We start from the raw sequence: 4,445 nt of genomic DNA on the forward strand, positions 1-4,445 counted from the left end.
ACCCGGCCACCAGGAACAACCAGATCCAGCAACTGCTCCAACACCCGCGCCAAATACCCACCACTCGGGAAATACTGCACCACCGAGTTCAACACCACAGTGTCAAAAAACCCCGACGGCAACCCCACAACACTATCCGCCGCCTGACACCGCAACACCACACGACCAGCCAACCCCGCAGCCTCAACCTGACCAGACAACCGACCAACCACCGCAGCCGAAAAATCCGTACCCCAATACACCTCACACTCACCAGCCAACCGCGACAACAACAAACCAGACCCAACCCCCACCTCCAACACCCGACGAGCACCCAACCCACGAACCCGCTCCACCACAGCAGCACGCCACTCCCGCATCTCCCCCAACGGAATCGGCACACCCGTATACGAACTATCCCAACCAGTGAAATCCTCACCGAACACGTCTATACGGGAGTCGGCGTAGAGCGAGTCGTATGTCTCCCGCCATTCGCTCACCTTGTCCACCGCGTGCTCTGTGGCGTTGCCCTCATGGGGAACGACGTAACCCACGAGGCGACGGTCACCGGGCTGGTCCTCACGGACCACGACAACCGCCTGCGCCACACCGGGATGTGACCGCAGCACCGCCGCCACCTCGCCAGGTTCGATCCGGTAGCCGCGGATCTTGACCTGCTCGTCGGACCTGCCGAGGAACTCGAGCTCGCCTGCCGCGTTCCAGCGCACCACGTCCCCGGTCCGGTACATCCGGGCGCCCGGTGCCTCGTACGGATTGGCGACGAACCGGCCCCCGGTCAGCCCTGGCCTGCGCAGGTAGCCACGACCAAGCTGGACACCGCCGATGTACAGCTCACCCGTGACGCCGGCGGGCACTGGCCGAAGGTGCTCGTCGAGCACGTGCACGGTGGTGTTGGCTGTCGGTTCGCCGATCGGCGGGATGGCCGCGACCCGCTCGTCGGAGTACCACCGGGTGACGTAGACGGTAGCCTCGGTCGGGCCGTAGATGTTGACCACTCGGCAGCCCGGGGATGTGTCGTGCAGAGTCTGCACGAGGTTCACCGGGATGGCCTCGCCGCCGAACACGACCGTCCGCACGTCCGGTTTACGCGCCGCGGCCTCGAAAAACTGGGAGAACGCGGACGGTACCGCGCTCAGCAGCCCGACCGGTGCGTCACCCGGCCGGTCGAGCAGGCCGAGCAGGTCGCTGACCACCTCCACGGTTCCGCCGCAGGCCAACGGCGGGAACATTTCGAACACCGACACGTCGAAGTTCAGCGACGTGGTGGCCAGCATCCGGGTGAGCCGGTCCGCGCCCAGGTCCGCGACGGTGTAGGAGACGAGGTTGCGCAGACCTCGATGCAACACCATCACGCCCTTGGGCTTCCCGGTGGATCCGGACGTGTACATCACGTACGCCGGATGGTCCGGCCGTAGCGCGCACACGCGGTCGTCGTCGGACGGCATGGCTGTCGGCATCTCGCTGAGCTCGGTCAGCGAGTCCAGCAGGACGAGTTCGCCGGAGCTCTCCGCCAGGCGTTCCGCCAGGTCCGATGTGGTCAGTACAAGTGCCGGACGCGCATCGGCGAGCATGAACGCCAGGCGATCGGCCGGGTAGTCCGGGTCCAACGGCAGATAGGCCGCGCCGCTCTTGAGCACACCGAGGATCGTCACGATGGTGTCGATCGACCGAGGCACCAGCACGCCGACGACGTCCTCCGGACCGACACCACGCCCGATCAGCCAGTGCGCCAACTGATTGGACCTGCGGTGCAGATCGGCATACGAGAGCTTCTCCGCGCCGCAGGCGACCGCGATCGCATCGGGTGTCCGCTGTGCTTGTGCCGCAAGCATGTCCGGGCAGAGCTCGGCGACTTCCACGGCGGGACGGGGCACAGCGCGGGTCCCCGCGTCGAGGTGGGCACGGCTGATAGGCCGATCGGGCTCGGTGACGAACTGCTCAAGCAGCCGGATCCAATGCCGTACCAGCCGTTCGACGGTGACCGCGTCGAACAGGTCCGTCGCGTACTCGACAAAACCATCCATACCGGTCGACCGCCCATCAGCGGCAGGCGATCCCTCGGTCAACGAGAAGAGCAGATCGAACCGGGCTGTGCCGGTGTGCGCGGTCCACGGCTCGACAAGCAGGCCGGGGACCTCGAACTTCGCGCGTGCCGCGTTCTGCAGGGCGAGCGCGACCTGGAACAACGGGTGGTACGCGGCGGAGCGCCGTGGGTTGAGCACCTCCACCAAGTGCTCGAACGGCACGTCCTGATGGGCGTACGCGGCCAGGCTGCGTTCCCGGACCTGCTCGACCAGTGCGGTGAAACTCGGGTCACCGGACGTGTCCGTCCGCAGAACCAGTGTGTTGACAAAGAACCCGACGAGGTCGTCGAGTGCCTGGTCGGTCCGGCCCGCGATGGGCGCGCCCAGCGGGATGTCCGTGCCCGCGCCCAGCCGGGTGAGCAGCGCCGCCATCCCGGCTTGCAACAGCATGAACACGGTCGCACCCGACTCACCGGCCAGCTCGAGCAGCCGGTCGTACAGCCGCGCCGGGACGGTGAACTCCAGGAAGCCACCGTGATGGGTCGCCACCGGCGGGCGTGGCCGGTCGGTCGGCAGCGGCAGCACGTCCGGCAGCCCGGCGAGTTGCTCGGTCCAGTACCTGACCTGACGGGCCAGTGCGCTTTCCGGGTCGTCTTCGGCACCGAGAATCTTGTTGTGCCACAGCGTGTAGTCCGCGTACTGCACCGGCAGCGGCGTCCATTCCGGAGCGTTTCCGGCCGTTCGTGCGGTGTACGCGGTCACCAGATCACGGATCAGTGGCGCCATGGACCAGCCGTCACCGGCGATGTGGTGCATGGCCAGCACCAGCATGCGGTCGTCCGCCGACAGGTCGAACAGCCAGGCCCGGATGGGCGCGTCGGTGCTCAGTTCGAACGTGTGCCTGGCGACCGCGGCCAGAAGTCCAGGCAGGTCCTCGTGCCGTGCCGCCCGGGTCTCCCAGCCGAGGTCCACGTCGTCGAGGTCGAGTACGTGTTGCCGTGGTGTGCCGTTGTGTTCGGGGAACACCGTACGAAGCGCTTCGTGCCTGTCGACCACGTCACGCACCGCAAGCCGCAGCGCCGCTTCGTCCAGGTCGCCGGTCAGCCGCAGCGTGACGGGCATGTTGTACGTGGCCGAAGCGCCTTCGAGCTTGTAAAGGAACCACAGTCGCTGCTGCGCGAACGAGAGCGGCACGACCTCAGGACGTGGCTGTGCCACCAACTGTTCCCGGACACCGCCGCCGGACAACCGGCCCGCGAGGGCGGCCACGGTCGGCGTCTCGAACAGCGTCCGGATGCCCATCTCGACACCGAGGACGGCACGAATCCGGCTGGCCAGGCGGGTCGCGAGCAGCGAATGGCCACCGAGTACGAAGAAGTTGTCGTCGATGCCGACCCTGGGCAGGCCGAGCACCTCGGCGAACAGCTCGCAGAGCGCCTCTTCGCGTGGGTCGCGCGCCTGCCTGCCCTGTGCCGTCCCGAATTCAGGTGCGGGCAGTGCGCGTCGGTCCAGCTTTCCGCTGGGCGTCAACGGCATCGAGCCGACGACCATGACCGCGGACGGCACCATGTGGACCGGGAGATGCTGTGCGGCGAACTCACGTACCGAACTCGGCAACCCGGTGACGGTACGAGCGGCGGTCGGCTGGTTGGCCAACGGCCCTGTCGTGCCACCGGGCCGGTGCACTCCGGACAGCACCTTTCCTGCCATGTCCTTGGGCAACAGCAGCGCGTCGAACTGTGCGGCGTTCTCGTGGTGCCACGTGGTGACGACGATGTTTCCCCGTTCTTCGCCCCATGCCACGACGTCCTCTGGGTCCACCGCGTCGGCGATGACCGGACGGCCGGTGCGATCCAGGGCTTCAGCGGCCAACCGTGCGTTCGGCAGACCGGTCACCCGGACCGGACTGTCCACTGTGGCAGGAAGGTCGGTGATGGCTGATACGTCGCGGCCCCAGACAAGTTCCTGTGCACCATCCAGTGACACGACGTGTGTCGGCTGCTTGTGCAGGACGACTTCGTACCGATGCCGTGTCAGCTCGTTGTGGTATCCACCCCGTTTGAGCCGCACGTCCACCGCGGCATCGAACCCGGCGAAGAAACTCGGGGAAAGCACGAGTTCCTTCTCCAGCAGGACAGCCCGGTCCACCGCGGCTTGGATCTGCGCCGGATCCTGCGTGCCCGTGGCGTCGGCCAAACGAATGCCGGTGTGCAGCATGCGGAGGGTGTCAGCGTTTCGGACGTCACCGATCAGCACCCGGCCACCAGGAACAACCAGATCCAGCAACTGCTCCAACACCCGCGCCAAATACCCACCACTCGGGAAATACTGCACCACCGAGTTCAACACCACAGTGTCAAAAAACCCCGACGGCAACCCCACAACACTATCCGCCGCCTGACACCGCAACACCACACGACC

Annotated in this window: 1 protein-coding gene; it reads right to left on the minus strand. The window is 66.6% G+C overall.

Annotated features, from left to right (window positions below; all coding sequences use genetic code 11):
* The coding region (locus tag GC106_RS46870; protein WP_312873460.1) for a non-ribosomal peptide synthetase at window positions 1-4,322 on the minus strand (4,322 nt) is incomplete at its 3' end.
* Window positions 4,323-4,445: the final 123 nt, after the last annotated feature.

It is taken from the genome of Kibdelosporangium persicum, from assembly GCF_013280595.1.
GTDB lineage: Bacteria > Actinomycetota > Actinomycetes > Mycobacteriales > Pseudonocardiaceae > Kibdelosporangium > Kibdelosporangium persicum.